General features: G+C 62.1%; 17 protein-coding genes. 8 read left to right on the forward strand and 9 right to left on the reverse strand.

What is annotated here, in order from left to right:
- The first annotated feature begins 54 nt into the window (after nucleotides 1–54).
- The 4 genes from GGD53_RS04430 (at nucleotide 55) to GGD53_RS04445 (ending at nucleotide 4,056) form a co-directional block, all read left to right on the forward strand.
- Nucleotides 55–1,488, forward strand: a complete 1,434-nt coding sequence (locus tag GGD53_RS04430; RefSeq protein ID WP_088393085.1) for an aldehyde dehydrogenase family protein — start codon at nucleotides 55–57, stop codon at nucleotides 1,486–1,488.
- Nucleotides 1,489–1,549: 61 nt separating this feature from the next.
- Nucleotides 1,550–3,289, forward strand: a complete 1,740-nt coding sequence (gene araD / locus GGD53_RS04435; protein ID WP_184453938.1) for an L-arabinonate dehydratase — start codon at nucleotides 1,550–1,552, stop codon at nucleotides 3,287–3,289.
- A 117-nt stretch (nucleotides 3,290–3,406) separates the two neighbouring features.
- Nucleotides 3,407–3,649, forward strand: a complete 243-nt coding sequence (locus GGD53_RS04440) for a type II toxin-antitoxin system Phd/YefM family antitoxin (RefSeq protein ID WP_184453940.1) — start codon at nucleotides 3,407–3,409, stop codon at nucleotides 3,647–3,649.
- Nucleotides 3,646–4,056: a type II toxin-antitoxin system VapC family toxin gene (locus GGD53_RS04445; protein ID WP_184453942.1), complete on the forward strand. Its 411-nt coding sequence runs from the start codon at nucleotides 3,646–3,648 to the stop codon at nucleotides 4,054–4,056. Before GGD53_RS04440 ends, GGD53_RS04445 begins: the two co-directional genes overlap by 4 nt.
- Before the next feature lie 20 nt (nucleotides 4,057–4,076).
- On the opposite strand, the gene GGD53_RS04450 is transcribed toward GGD53_RS04445, so the two are convergent.
- Genes GGD53_RS04450 through GGD53_RS04460 form a run of 3 tightly spaced genes read right to left on the reverse strand, consistent with a single transcriptional unit; the run spans nucleotide 4,077 to nucleotide 7,264 of the window.
- Nucleotides 4,077–4,901, reverse strand: coding sequence for a transglutaminase family protein (locus GGD53_RS04450; protein WP_184453944.1), 825 nt, complete (start codon nucleotides 4,899–4,901; stop codon nucleotides 4,077–4,079).
- 12 nt (nucleotides 4,902–4,913) lie between these two features.
- Complete coding sequence (locus GGD53_RS04455; RefSeq protein WP_184453946.1) at nucleotides 4,914–5,855, reverse strand: alpha-E domain-containing protein; 942 nt, start codon at nucleotides 5,853–5,855, stop codon at nucleotides 4,914–4,916.
- Nucleotides 5,855–7,264, reverse strand: a complete 1,410-nt coding sequence (locus GGD53_RS04460) for a circularly permuted type 2 ATP-grasp protein (protein WP_184453947.1) — start codon at nucleotides 7,262–7,264, stop codon at nucleotides 5,855–5,857. Before GGD53_RS04460 ends, GGD53_RS04455 begins: the two co-directional genes overlap by 1 nt.
- 575 nt (nucleotides 7,265–7,839) lie before the next feature.
- On the opposite strand from GGD53_RS04460, the gene GGD53_RS04465 reads away from it, so the two are divergent.
- The gene (locus GGD53_RS04465) at nucleotides 7,840–8,739 is read left to right on the forward strand and encodes a DMT family transporter (protein WP_184453949.1); all 900 of its coding nucleotides are present in this window, start codon (nucleotides 7,840–7,842) and stop codon (nucleotides 8,737–8,739) included.
- Nucleotides 8,740–8,871: 132 nt separating this feature from the next.
- Here GGD53_RS04465 and GGD53_RS04470 read toward each other — a convergent pair whose 3' ends face one another.
- The 3 genes from GGD53_RS04470 to GGD53_RS04480 form a co-directional block, all read right to left on the reverse strand.
- Entirely contained in the window at nucleotides 8,872–10,080 is a 1,209-nt protein-coding gene (locus tag GGD53_RS04470) for an MFS transporter (protein WP_184453951.1), read from the reverse strand.
- A 58-nt stretch (nucleotides 10,081–10,138) separates the two neighbouring features.
- The gene (locus tag GGD53_RS04475; RefSeq protein ID WP_184453953.1) at nucleotides 10,139–11,128 is read right to left on the reverse strand and encodes an AraC family transcriptional regulator; all 990 of its coding nucleotides are present in this window, start codon (nucleotides 11,126–11,128) and stop codon (nucleotides 10,139–10,141) included.
- 78 nt (nucleotides 11,129–11,206) lie between these two features.
- Nucleotides 11,207–12,115: a LysR substrate-binding domain-containing protein gene (locus tag GGD53_RS04480; RefSeq protein WP_184453955.1), complete on the reverse strand. Its 909-nt coding sequence runs from the start codon at nucleotides 12,113–12,115 to the stop codon at nucleotides 11,207–11,209.
- Here GGD53_RS04480 and GGD53_RS04485 point away from each other — a divergent pair.
- Both GGD53_RS04485 and GGD53_RS04490 read left to right on the forward strand, forming a co-directional pair.
- Complete coding sequence (locus GGD53_RS04485) at nucleotides 12,114–13,181, forward strand: aldo/keto reductase (RefSeq protein WP_246717698.1); 1,068 nt, start codon at nucleotides 12,114–12,116, stop codon at nucleotides 13,179–13,181. The genes GGD53_RS04480 and GGD53_RS04485 overlap by 2 nt on opposite strands.
- A 4-nt stretch (nucleotides 13,182–13,185) precedes the next feature.
- Nucleotides 13,186–13,953 (forward strand): glucose 1-dehydrogenase, encoded by a 768-nt coding sequence (locus GGD53_RS04490; protein ID WP_184453957.1) that lies wholly within the window; start codon nucleotides 13,186–13,188, stop codon nucleotides 13,951–13,953.
- 125 nt (nucleotides 13,954–14,078) lie between these two features.
- On the opposite strand, the gene GGD53_RS04495 is transcribed toward GGD53_RS04490, so the two are convergent.
- From GGD53_RS04495 to GGD53_RS04505, 3 genes are all read right to left on the reverse strand, one after another.
- Nucleotides 14,079–15,800 (reverse strand): DEAD/DEAH box helicase, encoded by a 1,722-nt coding sequence (locus tag GGD53_RS04495; RefSeq protein WP_184454322.1) that lies wholly within the window; start codon nucleotides 15,798–15,800, stop codon nucleotides 14,079–14,081.
- 247 nt (nucleotides 15,801–16,047) lie between these two features.
- Nucleotides 16,048–17,163: a DNA alkylation repair protein gene (locus GGD53_RS04500; RefSeq protein WP_184453959.1), complete on the reverse strand. Its 1,116-nt coding sequence runs from the start codon at nucleotides 17,161–17,163 to the stop codon at nucleotides 16,048–16,050.
- A gap of 71 nt (nucleotides 17,164–17,234) precedes the next feature.
- Nucleotides 17,235–17,543: a hypothetical protein gene (locus GGD53_RS04505; protein ID WP_184453961.1), complete on the reverse strand. Its 309-nt coding sequence runs from the start codon at nucleotides 17,541–17,543 to the stop codon at nucleotides 17,235–17,237.
- A gap of 338 nt (nucleotides 17,544–17,881) precedes the next feature.
- Here GGD53_RS04505 and GGD53_RS04510 point away from each other — a divergent pair, with 338 nt between their 5' ends.
- Complete coding sequence (locus GGD53_RS04510) at nucleotides 17,882–21,307, forward strand: response regulator (protein ID WP_184453963.1); 3,426 nt, start codon at nucleotides 17,882–17,884, stop codon at nucleotides 21,305–21,307.
- The last annotated feature ends 11 nt before the right edge of the window (nucleotides 21,308–21,318 follow it).

Here is a 21,318-nt window from a genome sequence, read left to right on the forward strand (position 1 = left end):
GGCTGCGTCCGTGGCCGGCCGTGATGTAAACGGTAAAGGAGGCTTGTTCAGCCCATGACCATTTATCAAAACCTGATCGCCGGCGAATGGGTCGGCACGAACGCGACGAAGAACATCAACCCGTCGGATACGAACGAGGTCGTCGGCCTCTATGCCGACGGTAGCGCCGAAGACACGAGAAATGCCATCGCCGCCGCCAAGGCCGCCTTTCCGGCGTGGTCGCGCTCGGGCATCTGGGAGCGCCACGTCATCCTGAAGAAGACCGGCGACGAGATCATGGCGCGCAAGGACGAGCTCGGCGCGCTGCTCGCCCGCGAAGAGGGCAAGACGCTGCCTGAGGCGACCGGCGAAGTCATCCGAGCCTCGCAGATCTTCGAATTCTTTGCAGGCGAAGCCCTGCGGCTCGCCGGCGAGGTCATCCCGTCGGTTCGCCCGAATATCGGCGTCGAGATCACCCGGGAGGCGCTCGGCGTCATCGGCATCATCACGCCGTGGAACTTCCCGATCGCCATCCCCGCCTGGAAGATCGCGCCGGCGCTCTGCTACGGCAACACCATCGTCTTCAAGCCGGCCGAGCTGGTGCCGGCCTGCTCCTGGGCGATCGTCGATATCCTCAACCGGGCAGGGCTGCCGAAGGGCGTGCTGAATCTCGTCATGGGCAAGGGCTCGGTTGTCGGCCAGGCCATGCTCGAAAGCCCCGACGTTCACGGCATTACTTTTACTGGTTCCACCGGCACCGGCCGGCGCGTGGCCGCCGCCTCGATCGAGCATAACCGCAAGTTCCAGTTGGAGATGGGCGGCAAGAACCCGATGGTCGTGCTTGACGATGCCGATCTTTCCGTCGCCGTTGAAGCTGCCGCCAACTCCGGCTTCTTCTCCACCGGTCAGCGCTGCACGGCGTCGTCGCGCCTGATCGTCACCGAAGGCATCCACGACAAGTTCGTCGCGGCGCTCACCGACAAGCTGAAGACGCTCGTTGTCGACAATGCGCTGAAAGCCGGAACCCATATAGGTCCCGTCGTCGACGAACGGCAGCTGAAGACCGATACCGACTATATCGAGATCGGCAAAAAGGAAGGCGCCAAGCTCGCCTTCGGCGGTGAGGTCATCTCGCGCGAAACGCCCGGTTTCTATCTGCAGCCGACGCTGTTTACCGAAGCGACCAACCAGATGCGCATTTCGCGCGAGGAGATCTTCGGACCCGTGGTCTCGGTGATCCGGGCGAAGGATTACGACGAGGCGCTTGCCCTCGCCAACGACACGCCGTTCGGCCTTTCGGCCGGCATCGCCACGACCAGCCTGAAACATGCGACGCATTTCAAGCGCAATTCGGAAGCCGGCATGGTCATGGTCAACCTGCCGACGGCAGGCGTCGATTTCCACGTTCCGTTCGGCGGCCGCAAAGGGTCGTCCTATGGCCCGCGTGAGCAGGGCAAGTATGCGAGCGAATTCTTTACTGTGGTCAAGACGGCCTACACGCTGGCTTGAGACATATCCGATGACCCGGGCCGTACGAGGCGGCCCGGCAATCACCTGAAGGACGGAGATTATGAAGAAGAAAGCGGAATGGCCGCGCAGGCTGAGGTCGCAGGAATGGTACGGCGGCACGAGCCGCGACGTGATTTATCATCGCGGCTGGCTTAAAAACCAGGGTTATCCGCACGACCTGTTCGACGGACGGCCGGTCATCGGCATCCTCAACACCTGGTCGGATATGACCCCCTGCAACGGCCATCTGAGAGAGCTCGCCGAGAAGGTGAAGGCGGGTGTGTGGGAGGCCGGCGGCTTCCCGCTCGAAGTGCCGGTGTTCTCGGCATCGGAAAACACCTTCCGCCCAACCGCGATGATGTACCGCAACCTTGCCGCTCTCGCGGTGGAGGAAGCGATCCGCGGCCAGCCGATGGATGGCTGCGTCCTTCTCGTCGGCTGCGACAAGACCACGCCGTCGCTGCTGATGGGCGCCGCCTCCTGCGACCTGCCGTCGATCGTCGTCACCGGCGGGCCGATGCTGAACGGCTATTTCCGCGGCGAGCGTGTCGGCTCCGGCACGCATCTGTGGAAATTCTCCGAAATGGTGAAGGCCGGCGAGATGACGCAGGCCGAGTTCCTCGAGGCGGAAGCCTCGATGAGCCGTTCGTCGGGCACCTGCAATACGATGGGCACCGCCTCCACCATGGCTTCCATGGCCGAGGCGCTTGGTATGGCGCTGTCCGGCAATGCCGCGATCCCGGGCGTCGATTCCCGCCGCAAGGTCATGGCGCAGCTCACCGGCCGCCGTATCGTGCAGATGGTCAAGGACGACCTGAAGCCCTCGGAGATCATGACCAAGCAGGCTTTCGAGAACGCCATCCGCACCAATGCGGCGATCGGCGGATCGACCAACGCCGTTATCCATCTGCTCGCCATCGCCGGCCGCGTCGGCATCGATCTGTCGCTTGACGACTGGGACCGCTGCGGCCGCGACGTTCCCACAATCGTCAACCTGATGCCATCGGGCAAGTACCTGATGGAAGAGTTCTTCTATGCCGGCGGCCTGCCGGTGGTGCTGAAACGCCTCGGCGAGGCGGGCCTGCTGCACAAGGATGCGCTGACGGTCTCCGGCGAAACCGTCTGGGACGAGGTCAAGGACGTCGTCAACTGGAACGAGGACGTCATCCTGCCTGCTGAAAAGGCGCTGACCTCTTCGGGCGGCATCGTCGTGCTGCGCGGCAATCTGGCGCCGAAGGGCGCGGTGTTGAAGCCGTCGGCCGCCTCGCCGCATCTGCTGGTGCATAAGGGTCGGGCTGTGGTGTTCGAGGACATCGACGACTACAAGGCGAAGATCAACGACGACAATCTCGACATCGACGAGACCTGCATCATGGTCATGAAGAACTGCGGGCCGAAGGGATATCCGGGCATGGCCGAAGTCGGCAACATGGGCCTGCCGCCCAAGGTGCTGAAGAAGGGCATCCTCGACATGGTGCGGATATCAGACGCCCGCATGTCCGGAACGGCCTACGGCACCGTCGTGCTGCACACCTCGCCGGAAGCCGCCGTCGGCGGACCGCTGGCTGTCGTCAAGAACGGCGACATGATCGAGCTCGACGTGCCGAACCGCCGCCTGCATCTCGACATCTCAGACGAGGAATTGGCGCGCCGTATCGCCGAATGGCAGCCGAACCACGATTTGCCGACCTCGGGCTACGCCTTCCTGCATCAGCAGCATGTCGAAGGAGCCGATACCGGTGCCGACCTCGACTTCCTCAAGGGATGTCGCGGAAATGCGGTCGGCAAGGACAGCCACTGAGCGGAAGCATTCGAGATTGGAATAGTTGAAAGGCGGGGCGAGAGCCCCGTTTTTTGTTGTACTTGTTTAATGAGAAGATGACGCTATATTCTGAACAAGTGTACAGGAGAGATGGTCATGTCAAAGGTGGTCGGTGCTGCGGAATTCAAGGCGAAATGCCTGAATCTTATCGATCAGATGCGCAGTGACGATGAATCCATCGTCATCACCAAGCGCGGTAAGCCGGTTGCCGTGCTTTCCCCGGCGCGAAACACAGGTGAACGCAGGAGCATCATCGGCGCGATGAAGGGCAGCGTATTGCGCTATGACGATCCTCTGTCTCCGGCCGTTGAGCCGGAGGATTGGGACGCCCTCCGTTGATCGTCATCGACACGCATATCCTCGTCTGGGCGATGCAGGACGATGCGCGCCTCGGTTCACAGGCCCGGCGCATCATCGACGAGATGACGGAGAAAAGCCGTATCCTGATTTCGGCGATCACACCTTGGGAAATCGCCATGCTCGTGCAGAAGGGGCGCCTGGCGCTCGGCGACGATGTCGGGCGATGGATCGATAGCGCTCTCTCGCTGCCCGGGCTTCAGCTTGCACCGATTGAGCCTTCCATCGCGATAGACAGCGTTCGGTTGCCCGGCGAGTTTCATGCCGACCCCGTGGACCGCATCATCGCCGCCACAGCCCGTTTTCATCGCGCACCGTTACTGACGGCGGATCAGGCAATCCTCAGTTATGGAGCGCGCGGTCACCTCCAGGTCGTTGCGGCTGGATAGATGCGACCTCCCGCTCTCGCTCAGCTCTGGCTCTGGCTTTGCATCTGCCCGCCGTCCTCAACCTTCACGGTCACCGACAGCGTCTCACCCGGCGTGCCGATGCGCATGCCTGAGATCGGGGCAGCATCGCGGTAGCAGAGGCCGGAGGCGATGCGGACATATCGTTCATCCGGGCAGATTTCGTTGGCCGGGTCGAAGCCGACCCAGCCGAGGCCGGGAATATGGGCTTCGGCCCAGGCATGGGTCGCCGCCTGTTCGACCTTTTCTTCCATCATCAGATAGCCAGAGACATAACGCGCCGGCACCTGCAGGGCGCGGGCGGCGGCAACGAAGATGTGCGCATGGTCCTGGCAGACGCCGCTTTTCTTCTCCAGCGCCTGTTCGGCCGTCGTCGCGGTGTCGCTGGTGCCGGGCCGGTAGTCGACGGTTTCGTGGATGGCAGCCATCAGCGCATGCAGGCGGGCGAGTTCGTTATCGCCGCTGACGCTTTTGACCAGTTCCTTGATCAGCTTGCCGCTTTTAGTCAGCGGCGTCTCGCGCAGGAAGAGCCAGAGCGGGCAGAAACCGGTATGCGGGCCGGTGACGCCGTTATTGTCCGCCGTCTCGATCTCGCCTTCGGCCAAGATCCGCGTCACGTGCTGCGCGCCTTCCAGCGAGACCAAGTTGACGTGGTTGCCATACTGGTCGTCATATTCCACCTCGGGCGTAGCGCCCTCGACGTTCAGCGACCAGGCGAGCACCTTCTGGGCGGCTGATGTCGGCGGCGTCAGCCTGAGGCGCTGCAGCGAGAACTGCGCCGGTTCGTCGTAGCGGTATTCGGTGAGGTGGCTGATTTTCAGTCTCATGTTCTGATCCGCTTAAACGTAGAATCGGTAGCCGTCGGAAATCTCGGCGCCGAGCTGGTTGTTGCGCGAGACGAAATCCTCGAGGAATTCATGCAGGCCCTGATCCATGATGTCGCGGATCGCTCTGGTCTGCAGCGTGGTGCGGATCGCATCGGCCGTATCGTGAGCGGGCAGCCGCGCCTCATAATCCTGAGCGAGATAGCCGAGATTGCTGACGATCTTTTCGTAGCAATAGGCCAGCGAGCGCGGCATCTGGACATTGAGGGTGAGGAAATCGGCAATGTTCATTGCCCGGTATTCACCGTCATAGGCCCAGCTATAGGCACGGTGCGCGGAGACCGAGCGCAGGATCGATTCCCACTGCACGTTGTCGAGAGACGAGCCGACCGCCGAGACCGAAGGCAGCAGCACGTAATATTTCACGTCGAGGATGCGGCTGGTATTGTCGGCCCGCTCGATGAAGGTGCCGATGCGGGCGAAATTGTAGAGCTCGTTGCGCAGCGTCGAGCCATGAAAGGCGCCGCGGATGAGGCCGGCGCGACGCTTGATGGCGTCGATCACCTCCGGCATTTCGGCTGCCTTGACGCGCTTTTCGAGCAGCGCCTTCAGGTCGATCCAGCATTCGTTGGTCGCTTCCCAGGTTTCGCGTGTCAGAGCGGTGCGCACCATGCGGGCATTATTGCGGCCGAAGTCGATGCAGGACATGACGCTCGACGGATTGGAACGATCGCGCAGGAGATAATCGATCGCGTCGGCATTGGTCAGCTTGGCGTGGCCTTCGTCATAGGCCTCGCGCACGCCGGCACTTTGCAGCACCCCGTCCCAGTTGTCGTCACCGGCGCTGCTGCGGGTCAGCGACATGCGCAGCCCGGCATCGACCAGACGGGCGATATTTTCGGCGCGCTCGATGTAACGGAACATCCAGTAGAGGCCGTTTGCGGTTCTTCCGAGCATCAGTCCTCCAGTACCCAGGTGTCTTTGGTGCCGCCGCCCTGGCTGGAATTGACCACAAGCGAACCCTGCTTCAGCGCCACGCGGGTCAGCCCGCCCGGAATGATCTGCACCTTGTCGGAGACGAGCACATAGGGGCGAAGGTCCACATGGCGCGGCGCGATCCCCTTGTTGACGAGGATCGGGACGGTGGAGAGCGACAGCGTCGGCTGGGCGATGTAGTTGTTCGGCTTGGCCTTCAGCTTTTCGGCGAAATCGGCGCGCTCCTTCTTCGAAGCCGTTGGTCCAACCAGCATGCCGTAGCCGCCGGAGCCGTGCACTTCCTTGACGACGAGCTCTTCGAGGTGCTCCAGCACGTATTTCAGGCTCGATGCTTCCGAACAGCGCCAGGTCGGGACGTTTTCAAGCAGCGCCTTGCGGCCGGTATAGAATTCGACGATCTCCGGCATGTAAGAATAGATCGCCTTATCGTCCGATATGCCGGTGCCCGGCGCATTGGCGATGGTGATGTTGCCGGAGCGGTAGACATCCATGATGCCGGGAATGCCGAGTGCGGAATCGGCCCGGAATGTCAGCGGATCGAGGAAGTCGTCGTCGACGCGGCGGTAGAGCACGTCGATCGCCTCGTAACCACGGGTCGTGCGCATCTTCACCTTGCCGTCGATGACGCGCAGATCCGAGCCCTCGACCAGTTCGACGCCCATCATGTCGGCGAGGAAGGAGTGCTCGTAATAGGCCGAATTGTAGATGCCCGGTGTCAGGACAGCGACGCGCGGCTTACCCGCGCAGCCGGGAGGGGCGAGCGAGGCGAGGCTTTGGCGCAAGAGGTAGGGATAATCCTCGACGCGCTGCACCTTGTTCGCATGGAAGAGTTCCGGGAACATCTGCATCATGGTTTCCCGGTTTTCCAGCATGTAGCTGACACCGGAAGGGGTGCGGGCATTATCCTCCAGCACGTAAAACTGGTCTTCGCCTGTTCGTACGATGTCGGTGCCGACGATATGGGTGTAGACGCCGCCAGGCGGGCGGAAGCCGATCATCTCGGACAGGAAGGCGACATTGTTTTCGATCAGTTCGCGCGGGATGCGGCCGGCGCGGATGATCTCCTGCTTGTGATAGATATCATCCAGAAAGGCGTTGAGCGCGATTACCCGCTGTTCGATACCCTGGGCGAGTTTGCGCCATTCGCGGGCGGAGATGATGCGGGGGATGATATCGAAGGGGATGAGCTTTTCGGAGCTGTCGGCATGGCCGTAAACGGCGAAGGTGATGCCGGTCTTCCGGAAGATGTTTTCCGCGTCGCGGGACTTGGCAATCAGATGCGACCGGTCTTGGCTGTTGTACCACTCGAAATATTTTTCATAAGGCGGGCGGGGGCTCTCGTCCCCGGTAATCATTTCATCAAATGCCAAAGGTGCGGCTCCCCTTTTTTGTTCATTTGAATACAACGCAAATTGCAATGCAAGAACCATGCGCAGTTCAAGGAAAAGATTTTGCGGTGCGGGAAAGGGGTGAGATCGGGGCGTTTGGCGCGGCGCGGCGCGGGGCGGTGGAGGGTTGTTCTGCAGCGATTGCGCAAAATCTGGGCAGGTGATGGTTTTTCGGTCGGCGGGCGGGAGTCGGTTCTCGACCTCTCCACCCTCATTCCTGTGCTCGTCACAGGAATCCAGCCACCGCGCGTCGGCGCGGTGAATGACTTTACCGAGAAATGGAGTCTCCCGCGCCCAAGGACTTGGGCGCACTGGATTCCTGTGACGAGCACAGGAATGAGGTAGAGTATGGCGGTGCGCCGGCGATTCCTCGCTACGGTAGCATGTTGTCGAGCTTCCAACAGGCTCGTTCGTTATGTTTGAAACTATCGTCTTCCTGACGGTCGGTTGTTCCAACCATCAGCCAAATTTCAAATAAGCATCAACGCTTCGCCTTTGACTGTGACCGCCGGCTGCGGATATCAGCGGGGCGAAACCTCCTCTTGCCGAGCAGCCTCATGTCCCTCGATCGCCTGGCCCCCGCTCTCTTCGTCCTGCTCTGGTCCACGGGCTGGGTGGTGGCGAAATATGCGGCGCTGCATTCCGAGCCCTTCACCTTTCTGTCGATACGCTATGCGCTGTCGGCGCTCGCCTTCCTGGCGCTTTGCCTGGTGGCGCGGGCGCAATGGCCGAAGAGCCGGGCGACGGTGCTGCGCGCCATCTATTCCGGCTTTTTCCTGCACGGCTTCTATCTCGCCGGCCTCTGGTGGGCGATTGCCAATGGCGTGCCGGCCGGCATATCGGGCATCATCGCGGCGCTGCAGCCGCTGCTGACGGCGATGGCGGCGCCCTTTCTCGTCGGCGAGCGGTTGCAACAAACACAGAAGCTCGGCCTCGGGCTCGGCTTCATCGGCATCGCCATCGCCATTTCGCCAAAGCTTTTCGATCCGGCGACGGCCGATCTCAGCAATGCCGCTCTGCCGCTGGCGATCAACCTCATCGCCATGGGCTCCGTCACCTACGGCACGCTTTACCAGAAGAGACACCTGCAATCCGGCGATCTCAGGACCATCGCGACGCTGCAATATGTCGGCGCTCTCATCCTCACCCTGCCGCTGTCGCTGATTTTCGAACACCAGCATTTCGACGGCACCGCGCAGGCCTATGGCGCGCTGCTCTGGTCGGTCTTCGGCCTGTCGATGGGCGGTGTCGGGCTGCTGCTTTACCTTATCCGCCGCGGTCAGGTCTCGCGCGCCGCCTCGCTGATCTACCTGATGCCGCCGGCCGTCGCGCTCGAAGCCTTCATCGCGTTCGGGGAGCGGCTGACGCTGCCGTTGATTCTGGGCACGGTGATCGTCGTGACGGGCGTATATATGACAAACCGCAGGGTCGTTCAGCAGGCGCAGGCGAGCGTATAGCCTGATGGCTGCGCCAAGGTCGAACAACCGGATGGCCTGAACCTCAACTGACCGAGGTCGCCGGCGATTGCCGACGACCTCATATACAGAGCGCCGTGGGGCGCTACTCGGCCCATCAAGCAGGAAGCAAAATCAGTTGCGGGGCTGCAGCAGCGCCAAGGCAACCGTCGACGCAGCCAGGAGAGCGGTAAGCGTCAATGGACCCACAGCGCCGTAGTGGTCGACGATATAGCCGCCAAAAACCGCGCCGATACTGATGGCCACCTGAAAAGAGACGACCATCAGGCTACCTGCCGCTTCCAGAGCGTCGGAGGCTGCGCGGGAAAGATTGGTCGGCAGCACGACCGGCGCCATGCCGAAGGCAAAGCCCCAAAGCGTGACGAGCGCGAAGGCGACGCCGGTGTGAGCGCCCCAAAGCACCAGAGCGAATGCGGCAAACGCCATCAATGCCGCGGTGACGGCCAATGCTATGCGGATGCTTGCGTCGGCCATCCGGCCACCGGCGACATTGCCGATCACGGAGGCGATGCCAAATCCGAGCAATGCCAAGGCGATCGATCTGGTTTCAAGGAGCGTCACTTTTTCGAGGAAGGGACGCACATAAACCGACCCGGCAAAATGCCCGGTCATCAGCAAAAGGATCGCGAGCATTCCCAGTTGAATGCCGCCCCGTCGTGTCAGCCGGAAAACATCCGCGAGACTGTTGCTTGTGCTTGCAGGGAGCGTCGGCAGACTGAGCAACTGCAGCAGCATGGCAAGCGCGGCAAGCCCGGCTGTCATCGCCATGGCGCTGCGCCATCCCAGCCAATCGCTGATCAAAGCACCCATTGATGGGGCAGCGATCGTGGCGAGCGAAACGCCGAGGGTGACGATAGCCATGCCCCGACCTGTCGCATTGGCGCCGACCAGCCTCGCCACGACGGCCACTGAAAGCGCCCAAAAGCCGCTGAGCGCGATGCCCAAGCCGGCCCGGCCCAACAGCAACAGCCAAAAATCGGTCGCTAACGATGCAAGAATATTGGAGCCGACCGCCAACGCACTGAGACCGACCAGCACCGCCTTGCGGTTCAGCCTGCCGATGAGAACATTGCTCAGCAGGGCCGCCACGGCGCCGACGGAAGCGGTGGCGGTGACGACCTGTCCGGCCGTTCCCTCGGAAATGCTGAGATCGCGCGCCATTGGCGTCAACAGTCCCGCCGGCAGGAACTCAGCAGACACCAGTGCAAAGCTGGTGGCCGCCATCGAAACAACGGCAAACCAGGTCGCCCCGCTCCACGCGGATGGTTCAGCCGTCTCTACGCCAATTGCGGCTTCGTCGAACTGTGATGTCGTGTCCGTCATTGAAGAATCTCCTATGTTCGGAGATTTCATAGACGAAGTTTTCAGGATGATATGTGTCTTAAAATCCGAAATCTATGTCCATTCGTCCGAAACTTGTGCGACGCACAATTCCCGGGGAGACATTGGTGACGCGCTTGAAGGCCCGCGCGAACGACGCCTCGGACTCGTAGCCCAGCCGGGAAGCAACCTCGGCAACCGACATGCCGCCTTGGGCCAACAAATCGCGGGCAAGCTGCATACGCAGACGGGCGAGATAATGTGCCGCGCCTTCTCCCAAGATAGCGCTGAAGCGCTCGGCGAAGATCGAGCGCGACTGGCCTGCCACACCAGCGAGGCTTTCGAGAGTCCAGTTATGGCCCGGATCCCGGTGCATGGCCGCCAACACACGACCGATATGGGGATCGCGGATGGCGGCGAGCCAGCCGGTGGTCGAGCCTCCGCTGCAGTTGACCCAGCAGCGGATAAGCCGCGCAGCGAGCAAGTCCGCCATACGCGATAAGACCGTCGCGCTTCCCATCTGGGGCTGTGTCGCCTCCGCTGACATAGCGGCAAGCAGGGGGCCTACGATCGGGTCATTACCGGCTACATCGCAACCCTTGATGATTGGCGGCATCAGGGCGATCAAGGGGTTAAGCGCATGAGCGCCCAAAGTCATGGAGCCGCAGAAAAGGGTGCTGGTGGCGCCCGTTCCTTCTCGCAAGACGTCGCAGACGTTGCTGCCCAATCTTGTAATCTGACAGCTTTTAAGCGAGTCGCCCTCAACGTCCGGCGCACTGGCCAATCGATGTGCGATGCCTTGCGGCAGCAGCACCAGATCGCCATCGTTCAACTCCTGCCATCCGTGGGTTTCGGTATGGATCCGGCACGGAGCCTGGCTGACGAAGTGAAAACGAAGCAGCTGTTGTTGCGGAAAGGCTATGCTCCATGGATGCCTGAGCTCGCAGCGGCCATAGTTGACTCCGCTCAAGCGAAAGTCCTGCAGGACTTCACTCAGGGCATCCATTGGGATAGTGGACGGCGATAACGGCCGGGACGAATGGTCAAGCATGGAGCCAATTTAGGTCGCAAGCGTCCGGCATTCAAGCGGCTGGCTTCGTGACCCAGTCCGGGTACTATAGCGGTCTGTTCAACCAGCCAGCGGCCGTATCTCTCGAATAAGGTCGATGAGCAGGCGCAACGCGGTTGGGACCTGTCGGCGGCTGGAATAGTATGCGTGAAACCCGCTGCCCATCGAAGCCCAATCGCTGAGCACGACCGTCAGCGCGCCCGTCTCGATGTGCGGGCGAAGGACCGGTTCCGCGCCATAAATGATGCCGACCCCACTCAGCCCCAAGCCTATCGAGGCATGACTTGCATCGACGGTCAGAGGTCCGAGTGTAGCGATCGCAACCGTGTTTTCGCCCTGCTCGAACTCCCATTGGTAGATCTGATCGTTTCCCAATCGGATTCGAACACAACGGTGATCCAGCAGATCATACGGCGTAAGGGGCGTTCCATAGCGTTCGAGATAGTGGGGTGACGCGGCTGCCAGCCAGCGAATGTCTGGCGAAAGACGCTGGGCGATCATGTCCTCAGGCACCGTGCCGCCGTAACGGATGCCAGCATCGAAGCCGCCATCTATCACATCGACCAGGCGGTTGCTGACGCTGATGTCAACCTCGACCTCAGGATAACGTTCGACGAAAGCCGGCATCACCGGGTCGAGCACCAACGGCACCGCGTCTTCGAGGACATTAATTCTCACCCGGCCGGCCGGCGAATCGCGGAATCTGTTCAGGTTTTCCGCTGCTTCGCTCACGACCGCCAGCGGTCCTTCGATCGAGGCTTTGAGTTGTTCGCCGGCCGCCGTCAGGGTGACGCTACGCGTGGTCCTGTTCAACAATCGGACGCCGCGTCGTGCTTCGAGCGCAGTGATGGCGTGGCTCAAGGCGGAAGTCGTGACACGCATTTCCAGCGCGGCGCGCCGAAAGCTACGATGTCTGGCGATTGCCAGGAAATAGAGAAAGTCCGCTAGATCGGTCCGGTTCAGCTGCATGGCCCTGACTATCACATTGTTGAGCAACTTTCATCAGTTCATTGCATGCGCGGGCGCTAATCCTGATCGAACCGACACGCTAAATCTACTGCGTCTCGTTCGCTCCACAGGCGACCGATCGGATACGCTCGTGAAGGAGCCTGGTCCCAAATCCCGAGATGAAAAGGTGAGCACTATGATACTGGAAGAGACGTTTACGCTTGCCAACGGCGTGGCAATCCCGAAGCTGGGTCTCGGCACCTGGCGAATTCCTGATGCCGAAACCGTGCGCGTCGTGCGCGACGCTATCGAGCTCGGCTACCGCCATATCGATACCGCTCAAGCTTATGGGAACGAGCACGGTGTTGGTGAGGGTCTGCGCAAAAGCGGCGCTTCTCGCGACCAAATCTTCGTAACCACGAAACTCGCCGCTGAGTGCAAGCGCTACAGCAATGCCAAGGAGCGTATCGACGGGTCGCTTCGGGAGCTCGGACTGGAGCACATCGATCTGATGCTGATCCACAGCCCGCAGCCGTGGGCGGAATTCCGGGAGGGCGAGCATTTCTTCGAAGGCAATCTCGAGGCATGGCGCGCGCTCGAAGAGGCTTATCGTGAGGGCAAGCTCCGCGCGATTGGAGTCTCCAATTTCGAGCAGGCGGATTTGGACAATCTGCTCGACCACGGTGCCGTCGCGCCGATGGTCAACCAGGTCCTCGCCCATGCCGGCAACACGCCGTTCGATCTGATCGAATATTCGCAGTCCAAGGGCATGCTGGTCGAAGCGTACTCGCCGGTGGCCCACGGCGCGATGCTCAACAATTCCGACCTGGGTGCGCTGGCTGGGAAATATGGCGTCAGTATTGCGCAGCTCTGCATCCGCTACTGCCTGCAGCTTGGTCTGCTTCCCCTGCCGAAAACGGTCACCGCCGCACACATGCGCGACAATGCTGCGGTCGATTTCGTGATTTCCGACGGGGATATGAAGACGCTGAAGGGCACCGAGAACAGCACCGATTATGGCGAAGCCAATGCCTTTCCGGTGTTCGGCAAGAAGCGGCAGGTCGCCGACGCCAATAGGGAGGGCTGAAACGATGAATCCGGTCTACGACTTCAAAGGTCAGGTGGCGCTCGTGACGGGTGCGGCCAAGGGCATGGGGCTCGCCGCTGCACGCGCCTTTGCCGAGAATGGCGCATCGGTGGTGCTGGCCGATCTCGACGGCGACCTCGCCGATCGCGAAGCGCGGCGAATCGTGATTGAGGGCGGCATCGCGATCGGCATGGCTTGCGATGTCGCCGATGAGACGCAGGTCGCAGCGACGGTCGACCGCGCGGTCGACGAATACGGCCGCCTCGATATGGCCTTCAATAACGCCGGCATCCAAGTGCCGCCGTCGGACGCTGCCGACGAGCCGCTTGACAGCTTCGAGCGGGTCACTGCGGTCAATCAACGGGGGGTGTGGGCATGCATGAAGCACGAACTGCGCGTCATGCGCGGGCAAGGCTCCGGCGCGATCGTCAACTGCTCTTCGCTCGGCGGCCTGGTCGGCCTGCCCGGACGCGCCGCCTATCACGGGACCAAGCATGCGGTGATCGGAATGACCCGAAGTGCCGGCGTCGAATACGCGCCACGCGGCATCCGCATCAACGCAGTCTGCCCTGGCGTTATCGATACACCGATGGTGCAGGAGATGCTGGACGGGCAGTCCGATGCGATGGATGAAATCATGAAACAGCAGCCGATCGGCCGGCTCGGACGTGCCGAAGAGGTCGCCGCTGCTGTGCTCTGGCTATGCAGCCCGGCGGCGTGCTTCATCATCGGCGTCGCGCTGCCCGTCGACGGCGGCTTTACAGCGCATTGATTCACTGCCGTTGCGGTATTGCAATCACCACAATGAGAAAAAGGCCGGACATCCCACCAGATGTTCCGGCCTCCCAATATTCAAGACCGAAGATTCGGCCTTTTCTCCTTTAAATCAATCGGCGCTCAGGCGCGTTCGCGGCGCTGGCCGCCGCCATTGCGCGAGCCCGAGCCGCCGCGGCGGTTGCCGCCGTTGCCGTCGCGGCGCTGTTCGCCGCCCTGAGCCTGATGCGGTCCGCGGTCTTCGCCGTGCTTGCGGGCCGGGCGGCCGTGAGCGTGGCGGCCGTTGCCGCGGTGATGGCCGCTCGGTTCGCCATTGGCATGATGGCCATTGGGGCCGTTATGCGCAGGGCGCTGCGGCTTTGCCGGGCGGAAATCGGAGGTCGATGCCAGATCGTTGTCGGGGCCGAAATCCGGGGCCGCTTCGCCGCGGCGCTGACCGCGGAAGTCCTCGTTGCGGCTTGGGCGCTCGGGACGCGGACGGCGCTCACGGCGTTCCTCGCCGCCGGCGCGGATTTCGCTACCTTCGCCGTCGCGGCGCGGGCGGCGTTCCTGGCGGCTGCCGCGATGTTCCGAACGGTTGGCATCGCCACGGCCTTGGCCGCCGCCGCGATTGCGGTTGTTGCCATTGCCGTTGCCGCGGCGCGGGCCGCCGGCGCTGATATGTGCCGGCGGTTCGCCGCTTGCGACCGTGATGTCGATGCCCATCAGGCGCTCGATATCGCGCAGCAGCTTGGCTTCGTCGGGAGCGCAGAAGGCGATGGCGATGCCGTCGCGGCCGGCGCGCGCCGTGCGGCCGATGCGATGGACATAGGCGTCCGGCACCTCGGGCAGGTCGTAGTTGTAGACGTGGCTGACGGCCGGGATGTCGATGCCGCGGGCGGCGACGTCGGTGGCGATCAGCGTCTTGATGCTGCCGTCGCGGAAGGCCTTCAGCGCCCGCTCGCGCTGACCCTGGCTCTTGTTGCCGTGGATCGAGGCGACGGAATAGCCGATATTATCGAGGTGCTTCATCAGCTTCTCCGCACCATGCTTGGTGCGCAGGAAGACGATGGCGCGGCCATCCGGGTTTTCGGTCAGCGACTTGCGGAGCAGCTCGGTCTTGTCGTTCTTGCCCCCGACGAAATGAACATACTGCTCGACCTTGTCGGCAGCCTTGCCGGGAGGTGTGACTTCGACCTTGACGGGATCGACCAGATATTCGCCGGCGAGATCGGCGATCGCCTTCGGCATGGTGGCCGAAAACAGCATGGTCTGGCGCTTCTTCGGAACGAGCTTGGCGATCTTGCGCAGGTCGTGCACGAAGCCGAGGTCGAGCATCTGATCGGCTTCGTCGAGCACGAGATAACGCACCGTCGTCAGCGTGATGGCGCGGCGGTTGACGAGGTCGAGCAGGCGGCCGGGCGTGGCGACCAGGATGTCGGTGCCCTTTTCGAGCTGCAGCTGCTGCTTATTGATCGACACACCGCCGACGACGACGTTGATGCGCAGCGGCGACTTGCGGATGAACTTCTTGAGGTTCTCGGCGATCTGGTTCACCAGCTCGCGAGTCGGCGCCAGGATCAGCGTCCGCGTCGTGCGGTTGTCGGGGCGGCGCTCGTCGGCGAGCAGCTTTTCGATGAGCGGCAGGCCGAAGGCGGCGGTCTTGCCGGTGCCGGTCTGGGCAAGGCCGATCAGATCGCGGCCTGATATGAGGAGAGGAATGGACTGTTCCTGGATCGGCGTCGGCGTTTCGATACCGAGCTGGAACAAGGTGGCGACGATCGGCTTGGAGACACCAAGCGATTCAAAATTAGTCAAGGTATAACCTTTCGGGGCGCCACAACGACTAGCGCCGGAACGCACCATGCGATCCGGTTTCATTCTGGCGTCAAGAACCCCGCGTGAAGTGGGAACTTGCAAGTTGGAAAAAGCTTTCCAGCGCTTCTGGCCGCTCATCGGGAGTGCGGCGCTCTATCGAAATGCGCTTTTGTCCCTTCTTCCTGCGTTTCGTATTTTCTAGCAGGGGCACGCTCACGCGGCGGCCGGAAGGGTGAAAGCTGAGCCGCATTTGGGCTAGTTCGCGTGGAATGTCAAGTGCGATGCACAAAAAGCCTTAACCAGCATCCATTGACGGCATTCTGAGGACGAAGCTTTCCGATGCACTTTCCGCGCCGTTGACGAGGATGGCGATGCGGTGTTCGCCGGGATAATAGCGCCGGGTCGTGATCGGCCGCATGGCGTGGCGGCGCTCGATGGCCTGGCTCTGCCCGGGAGCCAGCGTGATCGTCTTACATTTGAAGACCTTGGGCGAGAGCGAGCCGTCGGCCTTCACATGGTGGATGGCGTAATCGATCATCAGCGCGTGCTCAACCTCGCCGGCATTGGTCAGGCGGATTTCGAAATCCAGCCCTTCGCCGAACATCACCTCGCCGTTCAGAAGGCGCAGCTCGCATCTAAGTGCCGCCGCGGCGTCGAAACCGAAATTGGCGAGTGCCTTCGCATGGCCTTTCTTCAGGAGCGTGCGAGAGGCGTGCTTCAGCAGCCGGCGACGCTCGGAAGAGGCGCCGTCGATATGACCGGCTATGAAGGCGGCGACCATATCCGGATGATCCTTAGCGATATCGTTGAGGCTGTTGGCGACGGAGCGGCGCACATAATCCTCCGGATCGTCCATCAGCGCGGTCAGGATGGGCAGGATCGGCGCGGGATCCTTGACGAGCTGCGGCAGGCGCATGGCCCAGGGCAGGCGCGGCCGCGTTCCCTCGCTCGCCAGCCGACGCACATGCTGGTCTGGATCATTGACCCAGCCGGAAATGACCGCGAGCGCGCGTGGCTGGTCGCGATGCATGAAGGGACGAATACCGAATTCGGCGGTGAAATGCGGCGTCAGCGCCTTGAGGAGATCAAGACCGAGATCGAAATGATCAAGGCCGCGTGCGGCGATGAACTGGTTGACCGGCAGCAGCATCCAACCGGACAGTCCAGGGCTGCCTGATGCAGGCAGGCTCGCCTTCAGGATGGCGGCCGCTTCGGGGAAATCGCCTGGAAGGGTGGCGAACAGCGCGTCGCGGATCAGCGCCGAGCGCTCCATCAGCTCCAGCGTCGCGAGGCCATCGGTCGCGAGCGCCACGAAATGGTTCCGGTCGAATGAAGGCGCATTGGCGGCGATGCAATCGGCCATATCGCCGGCCAGCGCCTCGTGCAGCAGGTTCTTGAGCGGTTCCGGCATTTCTCCTCCCTGAGTGGAGGAGGATTGGACCGGCGCCGCCGGGAGGTCAAGCGGCGCCGGATGCGGTCTTGCTATTCAGGGCAGACTTTGACGCGGTAGGGCTCGCCCCAGCGGTCGTAACGCCATTCGAGATGGCAATAGTGCGGCCGGTAATAGGTCCGGTAGACGGGGTAGGGGCGATAGACAGGGTAGGCCGGATAGACCGGGTAGGCGGGGCGGGCGGCCTCCGACAGCAGGGCGCCGCCGACGACGCCCGCCGCAAGGCCGCCCCAGAAGGCATCGCGCGGACGGGCATCGGCGGTGGTGGCAGTGGCGAGCGAGGCGCCGGCAAAGGTCAGCGCGATCAGGCCCGTCGCCATGGTCTTATGAAGAACGGACATGGTATTTTCCTTGATTTAGACTGGCTTCTATAAAGCCATGGCCAGACTCCGCCCGGATCGCGGCGGAGCGATGGCCGCACAAGGGCGGCAGGCATTAAATTTTGGTCATGATTTCAACGGATCACAAGGCAGCAAGGCACTGATCGCGCGTTGTGGGGCCGCCGCCGATGGCGACATCTAGCCTCCTGCGAGACCGCATTGCCAAACGAAGATATTTCAGCTCATCAATCTGGCTTGCAAATTTCGTCTGCTGAAATTTATGGTTAAAACCTTGTTAAAAGCCTTGGCGTTATAGTCTTTCTCGTTGATATTCCATTCATTGCGGGAGCGACGATTTCTTGAAATCAGCCGGGGACATTCTGGAATTGGCTTGCCGCCGGATCGCCGATCTGGACACCCCGGCCTATGTCAAGAACAGCGAACTGCGCTATGTCGCCGTCAACCAGGCCTATGCCGATTTCCTGGGCCGTGAGATTTCCGATTTCATCGGCAGGCGCAGCCGCGAACTCTTCGATCGCCCCGAGGAAGAGGACCGCGAGGACAAGGAGCGCCGCGCGCTGGTGTTCGGCACCGAGGAAAACGCCAGCTGTTTCGATGCCGCGGGCCTTGGCCACGAGCGCATTCAGATCGAAAGCTTCTCGCCGTCGCCGGACCGGATCTACGTGCTGGGCATCTTCGAAGCCCGCGAGCGCCGCGCCGTTGCCCTTGGGGGGGGTGCCGGCAAGCCCGGGATTGCCGGCAGCTCTAAGACTGTAAACGATTTCGGAAGTGCCGCCGATCTCGCCCAAGTGCGCGAGGCACTGGAGAACCTCGATCACCCGATCGGCATCTTTGCAGCCGACGGACGCCCGCTGGTCGTCAACGCAGCCTATCGCAACGGCGCGACGCCTGTGGCCGCCGGCGAATCCGCCTGGGGTGAGAGCGTCAACGAACTCGACGTTCTCCGCACCGTCCTGGAAGACCTGCCGGTGGCCGTTTTCGTCCGCGACGACAAGCACCGCCTGGTCTATGCCAACAAATATTATGAAACCTTCAGCGGCCGCGCCCGCTCCGAGTATCTGGGGATGACCGAACACGAAATGTTCGGGCCGGAAGGTGCTGAGGCGATCTACCAGGAAAACCTGCTGGCGCTCAGGGACGGCATTTCGGTGGAGCTCGAGAGCGAGATGCCGAGCAATAGCGGCCATGTCTATCCCGTCATCTCGCGCGTCAACCGCGTCGTGACAGCGGATGGACGAACCTATGTCGTCGGCTCCTTTTCCGACATCTCACCGCTCAAGGAACGCGAAAAGGCGCTGATTGAATCGCGCAAGCAGCAAGAAATCCTGCATCGGGACATCGAGAGCATTCTGCGATCGCTGCCGATCGGCGTGGTGATCCTCGATAACGACCACCAGATTCTCTACGTCAACGACGAATTCTACAGCATCTGGGAACTGCCGCTCGACGATCGCTTCGACGGCCGCCCGTTCATCGACGTCATCCGCCGCAATGACGAACTCGGCCGCTACGACGGGACGCAGACGCCGGAAGAGATCTACGCCTTCCGCAAACATCTGTTCGAGGCCGAAGAGCCTGAGCCGATCGAGCTTGCCTGGGCGGGCGGCAAATCCGTCATCTTCGACAGCCGCCGCATCTCCAACGATCGTATCCTGCTGACCTATGCCGATATTTCGGCGGTGCGCGAGCGGGAAAAGGAAATCCACGAGACGCGCGCAGCCCTCGAGCGGCTCGGCGAAATGATGCGCGACGCGACGCACGCCATGTCGCAGGGTATTGCCATCGTCCAGGACGGCATCATCAAGATGTCCAATGAGGCGATGGCCGATATCCTGCAGATCCCGCCGCACCATATCGAGGCTGGCCAGGGCTGGCTCGGCATGTTCGAATTCTGCGCGGCGCGCGGCGATTTCCACGACGCGGCGGATGAGATCCTGCAGGAGTGGCGGGCGAATATCGCGGCCAGGCAACCAATTTCCACCGTCTTCCATGTCGGCGGCGAGCGCTGGGTGAACATGGATGCGACCGTCAGCCGGGGACAGCATTGGGTGGCACTGTTCACCGACGTCACCGACCTCAAGAGCCGCGAGGAGGAACTGCGCCAGCTCCTGTCGCGCGCCGAAGCCGCCGACCGCGCCAAATCCGAATTCCTTGCCAATATGAGCCACGAGATCCGCACGCCGATGAACGGTGTGCTCGGCATGGCGGAACTGCTGGCCAAGACCAATCTCGACACGCGCCAGAAGACCTTCATCGACATCATCGTCAAGTCAGGCAATGCGCTGCTGACTATTATCAACGACATCCTCGACTTCTCGAAGATCGATGCCGGGCAGATGAAACTGCGCAAAGCCGCCTTCGATATCACCGAAGCGGTGGAGGATGTGGCGACACTCCTCTCCTCGCATGCCGCCGAGAAGAATATCGAGCTCCTGGTGCGGGCAGCACCGGACCTGCCGGCCGCGGTGATCGGTGACGCCGGGCGTTTCCGCCAGATCGTCACCAATCTCGTCGGCAACGCCGTCAAGTTCACCGAGCGCGGCCATGTCTTCGTCGATGTCGGCTTCGAGACGATCGCTGGCGGGGAGATCATGGCGATCATCCGCATCGAGGATACCGGTATTGGCATTCCCCGAGAAAAGCTCGAATCGGTCTTCGACAAGTTTTCGCAGGTCGACACCTCGTCGACCCGCCGGCATGAGGGAACGGGGCTCGGCCTTGCAATCACTGCCGGCCTCGTCAATCTCTTCGGCGGCTATATCAATGTCGAGAGCGAATGGGGCAAGGGCTCGGTCTTCACCCTCAACCTGCCTTTTGCGGTGGCGGCCGCTCACCTTGAACAGAAGCCGCTGCCGATCAATGTGCAGGGCGCGCGCATCCTCGTCGTCGACGACAATGAAGTGAACCGGCGCATCCTGACTGAACAGCTCTCGCTCTGGGGCTTCGACGGAGTGGCTGCCGAGGGTGGCGGCACCGGTCTGGCGATCCTCGAGGCAGCGGCCGATCTCGGTGTCACCGTCGATGCCGTCGTACTCGATTATCACATGCCCGACATGAACGGCGCCGACGTCGCGCGCCGGCTGCGCGCCGATCCCCGTTTCGTCGAGCTGCCGATCATCTTCCTCACATCGATGGATATTTCGGGCACGGAAAAGGAATTCGCGGCGCTGAACGGCCATGCGCATCTGATGAAGCCGGCACGCGCCAACGTGCTGCGCAACACTGTTGTCGAGGTCGTCCGCGCCCGCCGCGTCAAACAGGCCTCTGAAGCCGAGATCGCCCGGCTGCGGGCGGAAGCGGCCGCGCCGGCGCCTGCGCTTGCAACTGCAACTGTGCCCGAGCCGCAAAAGCGGGCGGCCGAATTCGTCGACGTGCTGGTTGCCGAAGACAACGAGGTCAACCAGATCGTCTTTACCCAGATCCTGCAGTCGACGGGCCTCTCCTTCCTGGTCGTCAACAACGGGCAGGAGGCGGTCGCCGCCTGGGAAAGCCACACGCCGCGCATCATCATGATGGACGTCTCGATGCCCGTCATGAACGGCCATGAGGCGACCCGGACGATCCGCGAGAGGGAAAAGGGGCAGGGTCACCGGGTGCCGATCATCGGCGTCACCGCCCATGCGCTCGAAAGCGACCGCGAAGCCTGCCTCGACGCCGGCATGGACGATTACATGTCGAAGCCGATCAGCCCGGAACTTCTGGAGGAGAAGATCCGGCAATGGCTCGGCAAGGATGAGCTGCAGCCGGAGCGCACCGGCTACTGATCGCCATCAAA

Origin of the sequence: Rhizobium aethiopicum, from assembly GCF_014197535.1 — a bacterium.
Classification (GTDB): Bacteria; Pseudomonadota; Alphaproteobacteria; order Rhizobiales; family Rhizobiaceae; genus Rhizobium; species Rhizobium aethiopicum_A.

Bases quoted from the DNA above. Each gene is read 5' to 3' on its own strand.
- GGD53_RS04430 (WP_088393085.1), top strand. From the start codon at position 55: ATGACCATTTATCAAAACCTGATCGCCGGCGAATGGGTCGGCACGAAC.
- araD (WP_184453938.1), top strand. From the start codon at position 1,550: ATGAAGAAGAAAGCGGAATGGCCGCGCAGGCTGAGGTCGCAGGAATGG.
- GGD53_RS04440 (WP_184453940.1), top strand. From the start codon at position 3,407: ATGTCAAAGGTGGTCGGTGCTGCGGAATTCAAGGCGAAATGCCTGAAT.
- GGD53_RS04450 (WP_184453944.1), bottom strand. From the start codon at position 4,901: ATGAGACTGAAAATCAGCCACCTCACCGAATACCGCTACGACGAACCG.
- GGD53_RS04455 (WP_184453946.1), bottom strand. From the start codon at position 5,855: ATGCTCGGAAGAACCGCAAACGGCCTCTACTGGATGTTCCGTTACATC.
- GGD53_RS04465 (WP_184453949.1), top strand. From the start codon at position 7,840: ATGTCCCTCGATCGCCTGGCCCCCGCTCTCTTCGTCCTGCTCTGGTCC.
- GGD53_RS04470 (WP_184453951.1), bottom strand. From the start codon at position 10,080: ATGACGGACACGACATCACAGTTCGACGAAGCCGCAATTGGCGTAGAG.
- GGD53_RS04475 (WP_184453953.1), bottom strand. From the start codon at position 11,128: ATGCTTGACCATTCGTCCCGGCCGTTATCGCCGTCCACTATCCCAATG.
- GGD53_RS04485 (WP_246717698.1), top strand. From the start codon at position 12,114: ATGGCCCTGACTATCACATTGTTGAGCAACTTTCATCAGTTCATTGCA.
- GGD53_RS04480 (WP_184453955.1), bottom strand. From the start codon at position 12,115: ATGCAGCTGAACCGGACCGATCTAGCGGACTTTCTCTATTTCCTGGCA.
- GGD53_RS04490 (WP_184453957.1), top strand. From the start codon at position 13,186: ATGAATCCGGTCTACGACTTCAAAGGTCAGGTGGCGCTCGTGACGGGT.
- GGD53_RS04495 (WP_184454322.1), bottom strand. From the start codon at position 15,800: ATGGTGCGTTCCGGCGCTAGTCGTTGTGGCGCCCCGAAAGGTTATACC.
- GGD53_RS04500 (WP_184453959.1), bottom strand. From the start codon at position 17,163: ATGCCGGAACCGCTCAAGAACCTGCTGCACGAGGCGCTGGCCGGCGAT.
- GGD53_RS04505 (WP_184453961.1), bottom strand. From the start codon at position 17,543: ATGTCCGTTCTTCATAAGACCATGGCGACGGGCCTGATCGCGCTGACC.